The 5,603-nt window shown below is 70.1% G+C and carries 4 protein-coding genes and 1 pseudogene; 3 read left to right on the forward strand and 2 right to left on the reverse strand.

The features are described from left to right. Together G6027_RS04150 and G6027_RS04155 are read left to right on the forward strand one after the other, a co-directional pair. Positions 1 to 252: pseudogene (locus G6027_RS04150) on the forward strand (hypothetical protein); the annotation flags it as partial. A gap of 45 nt (positions 253 to 297) precedes the next feature. Next, positions 298 to 888, forward strand: coding sequence for a PGPGW domain-containing protein (locus G6027_RS04155; protein WP_182635658.1), 591 nt, complete (start codon positions 298 to 300; stop codon positions 886 to 888). A 7-nt stretch (positions 889 to 895) separates the two neighbouring features. On the opposite strand, the gene G6027_RS04160 is transcribed toward G6027_RS04155, so the two are convergent. Then, entirely contained in the window at positions 896 to 3,340 is a 2,445-nt protein-coding gene (locus tag G6027_RS04160; protein WP_346995623.1) for a glycosyl hydrolase family 65 protein, read from the reverse strand. 101 nt (positions 3,341 to 3,441) lie between these two features. On the opposite strand from G6027_RS04160, the gene G6027_RS04165 reads away from it, so the two are divergent. Beyond that, positions 3,442 to 3,978, forward strand: coding sequence for a hypothetical protein (locus tag G6027_RS04165; protein WP_182635661.1), 537 nt, complete (start codon positions 3,442 to 3,444; stop codon positions 3,976 to 3,978). On the opposite strand, the gene G6027_RS04170 is transcribed toward G6027_RS04165, so the two are convergent. Then, a partial coding sequence (locus tag G6027_RS04170) for a DUF2339 domain-containing protein (protein ID WP_182635663.1) occupies positions 3,933 to 5,603 on the reverse strand: 1,671 nt, incomplete at its 5' end. The genes G6027_RS04165 and G6027_RS04170 overlap by 46 nt on opposite strands.

Genomic DNA, 5,603 nt, shown 5'->3' on the forward strand with positions numbered 1-5,603 from the left:
GACGACGGTTTCGACCCGGAGATCTACCCGGTGACCGCGGCGGCCGTGCGGGACATCGTCGACGAGCTGGCCGACGACACCCTCCTCGACGCCCCCGCGACCGGCGCGGTCGACGCGCTCCTCTCGGCAGGTTCGCGGTTGTCCGCCCGGGATCTGGCGGCCGTCCTCCACTCCCCCGACGGGTGGCCCGAGGTCGACCTCGAGGCGGGCGTCCGAGCGGCACGGTCGTTCGGTTCCCCGGTCCCGGCCTGACCTCGCCGCGGTACCGTCCCAGCCGATCTCTGCCACCATGGTCTGGTGAGAAGACTCGGTTACGTCGCGGCCAAGCGCCTCGCACTCGAGACACTCGGGTGGACGCTCGTCGTGCTGGGCATCGCCGCCCTGTTCCTCCCCGGCCCCGGGCTGCTCACTCTCTTCGCGGGCATGGTCGTGCTCTCCCAGCAGTACGAGTGGTTCGAGAAGCGGGTCGACCCCGTCAAGCGCATGGCCCTCGAGGGCGCGTCCCGAGGGGTGCAGACCTGGCCGAGGATCACCGCGTCGGCGCTCGGCGTGGCGTGGCTGGTCGGACTCGGGATCTATTGGGGCGAGCACCCGCCGGCGCCGCGGTGGTGGCCCTTCGACCCCGACTGGTGGTTCATCGGCGGATGGGGCACCGGCGGGAGCCTGATCGCCTCCGGGCTGATCGGCCTGGTGCTCATCGTCTACTCGATCCGTCGCTTCCGGGGGAACCCGTACGACCACGAGGTGGAGACCGAGCGCGAGAGGGAACGCCACGCCGCCCGCCACCGCGAGAGAGAGGAACGGCGCCGGGCGAGGCACGACGTCACGTCGGGCCGGATGCCGTACCCGGCCGCGTCCCCTGCCGGGCCGGGCGTCGCGTCGGACTGATCGGGCGTCACGTCAGACTGAACGTCTCCTCGCCGCCCACCGCGACCATCCGTTCCTCCCGACCCACCCGGACCTTGACGGGCGTCGCGTCGATCACCCCGTCGCGGTGCTGGACCGTGACCCGGTCCCTCATCACCGTCACCGTCAGCGGAGAACGCAGGTAGGTCATGTTGAACGACACACCGTCGATGCCGCTGGGCAGGTTGGGGTCGAGGCGCAGCATCCCGCCGCTGACCCGCATGCCCGCGTAGAACCTCTGGACCAGATCGACCGTCCCGGACATCACCCCCATGTGGATCCCCTCGCGCGTGGTGCCGCCCTGGATGTCGTTGACGTCGCTGGCCAACGCCACCTTGAACCGCTCCCAGGAGGCGTCCGGATCGAAGCGGGCCAGCACGCCGGCGTGGGTGATGTAGGACAGGGTCGAGCCGTGCGAGGTCCGACGGTCGTAATACTCGATGGTGCGCTTGGCGGCGTCGGCCGGGAAGTCGTAGCCGAGCCGTCTGACGATGCGCCTGAGTTCGGAGTCGCTGAAGAGGAAGAACAGCATCACCGCGTCGGCCTGCTTCGCGAGCTTGTACCGGTCGGGGGTGTCCCCCTCGGCCTTGAGGATCCGGTCCAACCGCTGGATGTCGCCATACTGGGCGCGGTAGGAGTCCCAGTCCAACTCCTCGAGGTCCTCGTACCCCTCGAACTGGCTGATCACCCCGTCATGGAACGGGACGAACATCTTCCGGCTCATGTCCTTCCACCGCGTGACCTCCTCGTCGCGCAGTTCGAGCCGGGCGCGCACCTCGTCCGCCCGGGGCTCGGGCAGGAGGTCGAGCAGGCCCGCGGCGATGTCGCAGATCCAGGCCACGAAGACGTTGGTGTAGGCGTTGTTCCGCAGACCCGCCTCCGACGCCCCGGGGTACTTCTCGTGGTACTCGTCCGGGCCCATCACGCCGTGGATCTCGTAGCGGTCCCGCTCCGGCGAGTAATGGGCGATCGACGACCAGAAGCGGGCGATGCCGAGCATCATCTCCGCCCCCCGGTACTCGAGGAACATCGTGTCCTCGGTGAGGGTGACGTACTGCCAGACGTTGTAGAAGATGGCCGCACTCACGTGTCGCTGGTTGTGGGAGAGATCCTCGTCCCAGCGCCCGGACATCGGGTTGAGGTGGACCTCCTGGGTCTCCTCGGTCCCCAGCGACCCGCTCTGCCACGGGAACATGAAGCCCTCGTACCCGGCGGCGTCGGCCGCTGCCCGGGCTTCCGACAGGCGGCGGTAGCGGTACATCAACAGCCCGCGGGTGACATCGGGGGTCCGGAAGGTGAGGAAGGGGAAGACGAACAGCTCGTCCCAGAAGATGTGGCCGCGATAGGCCTCCCCGTTGATTCCGCGGGCGGGCACCCCCGCGTCCAGGTCCGCGGTGTGGTGGGAGCAGGTCTGCAGGATGTGGCTGATGTGAACCCGGAGCAGGTGCTGGGCCTCGTCGTCGCCGAACACCCGCATGTCGCACGCCTGCCACAACCTGCCCCATGCCTCACAGTGGTGCGCGTAGGCGGCGTCGAAGGGCCGGGCGCGGACCACCGACCGGTGCGCGCGCGTCATGGTGTTCCCGGTGGCGGGGTCGCGCGAGGTGAACAGCGACACCGATTTCTCGATCGTCACCGGGACCCCGCGCTCGAGGTCCAGACACAGCGTCTGTTGGATGTAGTCCGAGGTCCGGAAGTCCGCCCGCGGTACGTCGACCTTCTCCCCCGCAGTGTGGACCAGGGTCCGGGCGGCCAGGCTGACGACCACCTCGGATTGCCGCGTGTGGGCCTTGATGGCGATGACCCCGGGCTCCGGGAAGAGCGTGCTCCCCGGGCGCAGATGGTCGCTCTCGAGCTGGCGGTAGCGGGGCACGCCGTCGTTGGTGACCCGACCGTCGAGCGCGGTGACCACCTCTGCCGGACCCGACCAGTTGAGCGGGGTGATCGTCCACTCGAGGTAGGCGTGGTGCATCGAGGCCATCGAGACGAACCGCCGACTGACCAACTCGGTCTCGCGGCCCTCCCTGTCCCGGAACCGCAACCGCCTGGTCAGCGTGGCCGACCGGAGGTCGAGTTCGTGGCTGTAGTCGAGGATCTCCACATCGGCGAGCCGGAGCACCTCCGCACCGCCGATCCGGAGCTTGAGCGGCAGCCAGTTGGGCAGGTTGACCAGGTCCTCGTTGTGCACCGGGACGCCGCCGAGCATGGTGGTCGCGCGGTTGTACAGGCCGTGTACGTAGGTCCCGGGGTAATGGACCCCGTCGGCGTCCTCCCACTCGGCCGCGCCGCGCGTGCAGAGGTAGCCGTTGCCCGTCGAGGTGAGCGTCTCTCGCAGCCCCTCCTCGCCGGGATCGAACCCGGCGTAGGACAGCGTGAAGGCGTCTGACCACCCCGGCGTGGTGGCGTCGGGGGGCCCGGTCTGCAGTGTGGTCACACGGTCGACCCTATCCACCGACCTGCGGTTCCGACGTGATCCCACGTGCTTGTTTCCGGGATCGTCATCTGGCCGAGACTCGTCGGCCATTCACGTATTGTATGATCTACGTCACAGTCGCGACGGCCCGGGCCGCGCCGCGGGGCCCGCCGTCGACCGTCGCGCCGGAACAGGGGTTCACCATGACCGTTCAGTTCATCGAGATCACGGAGGACGTGGCCGACAGGCTCCACGTCCTGACCACACCGACGGCCTGCCAGGTCGGCGATGCGCGCATGATCATCGTCGATCTGCTCGGCTCCGGTCCGTCGTGGCCACTGTCCGTCCTCGTGGACCAGGTGTGCACCGCGTACGAGGCCCCCGACGGGGAACGTCTCATGGTCGACCTCCGGGAGGGCATGGCCGAGGACGATCTTCGCGACGAGCCTGCACTCCGGCACGTGACGTGGGTGCGCGCCACACGCCTCGCGCTGAAGGAACTCACCGACTCCGGTGAAGTGGTCTGGAGTCTGCCCTCGGACGATCCTGACGAGGTCGACCACCCCGAGGTCGAGGTCCTGATGTCCGGCGCGGAACCGCGCGCTTTCCGCGTCTACGTGGGGGATCCGCTCCCGGACGGCTCGGTGTCCCTGCGGTAGTAGGGCCCCCCGCGGCCGTCCGGACCGCTCAGACCCGCACCGCCAGCGTTCGTGCCGCTACCATCCGTGCCGCCACCATCCGTGCCGCCCCGGTAGCGGACGGCCACGGCCAACATCACCGCGCCCACCGCGATGAAGGACAGGACCCGGAACAGGCCGGGCAGCGTGGCCAGGTCGAGGAACAGCAGCTTGGCGAGCGCGAGCGACCCCAGGACGAAGCCCATTCTGCGGGCATCCGAGAGCCTGGGACTCGGCGTGAGGATCAACCAGGCCGCGCAGCTGATCCACAGCACGGTGACCACCAGATGGGCCACGAGGAAGCCGTTGCGCGCCGCGTCGGCCAGGTCACCGATCACCACGCCGGCCGCCACCACCATCACCGAGAAGGCCAACAGCGCCGCAACAGCACCCGCCATCACCACCCTGGAGGCCTGACGGGGCACTCGCCGGGAGGCCCACCACGTCGCGGCGACGGCGAGGACCGCGACCGCGAACGCCGCCACCACGTCCCAGTAGGTGAGCTCGCGGACCGCCAGACGCTCGTCGAGCGCGAGGAACGGCTCGTTGACGACCAGGTACACGGTCAACGCGATCGCCGCGCCGACGCCCGCCACCCAGTCCGCCCAGCGGCGACCCCACAGGCCCGCCGCCACGAGGTAGCCGGTGGCGCTGAGGGTGAGTGCGAGGCTCGTCATCTCCCGTCCGCCCAGTTCCACCCAGGCTCCGAACAGCAGGGCACTGCCCACGACCCCCGCGACGGCGGACAGCAGGACCGGTCCAGGCTCCTGGGCTCGACGTCCGGCCACTACGGCGACCGTGAGGTAGGCGGCGGCCAGGACCACCCCGACCGGCCAACCCGGCCGCAGGAGGACGAGTCCGGACAGGAGCAGCAGGGGGACGGCGGTGGGGACGACGACGAGGGCCGCGTTCTCCGGAGCCGGGCGGCGGCGCACGGAGTCGGTCCAGGCGACCCCGACGCCCACGGCGGCGAAGACCAGGGCCGCCACGATGAGCGCGATCTGTTCGCCCCGGTCGTGGAGGTGCGTCTGCGTGAGGTAGCCCGCGAGGACCGGTGCCGGGAAGACCGACCACACCACTCTGACAGCGATCCCGAGCTCGGCGCCGAGTACGGCGGTCGCGATGGCCAGGATCACCAGGAAGACAGGTAGCTCGACGCCCGTGGAGATGAACGGGGCCAGCACCATCGTGCCCGCCGAGACCAGGCACGCGAGCAGTCCCGAGGACCACCGTTGCGCCAGCGCCATCCCCGCGAGCGCCAACCCGCCGACGAACATGTACGCCGCCGGGACGGGGATCCACTGGTAGAGGGTGGTGCAGGCGATCACATCGAGCATGGCCGCCGCCAGGCCGGTGCCGACCAGTGCCAACGCGCCGGGGTTGATCGGGCGCTCGGGCGTGGCTTCGTGCCGGGACTGCAACCACAGCCCGAGCCCGACCAGCACCAGCGCCAGTACCGCCGCCGCGATCGCCCGCGCGATCGGCGGGAAGAGTCCGGCCTGGATGGCCACGACCAGGAGGAACGCGATCCCGGCCAGCATCACGGAGCCGCCGATCGCGGCGATCACCGTGGACGCGGTGATCCGTGCCGCCCGGCGGGGGCGGGG

The organism is Dietzia sp. SLG310A2-38A2 (assembly GCF_014145095.1).
Lineage (GTDB): Bacteria > Actinomycetota > Actinomycetes > Mycobacteriales > Mycobacteriaceae > Dietzia.

Coding starts and splice junctions, on each gene's coding strand:
- G6027_RS04165 (WP_182635661.1), top strand. CDS start 3,442: ATGATCTACGTCACAGTCGCGACGGCCCGGGCCGCGCCGCGGGGCCCG.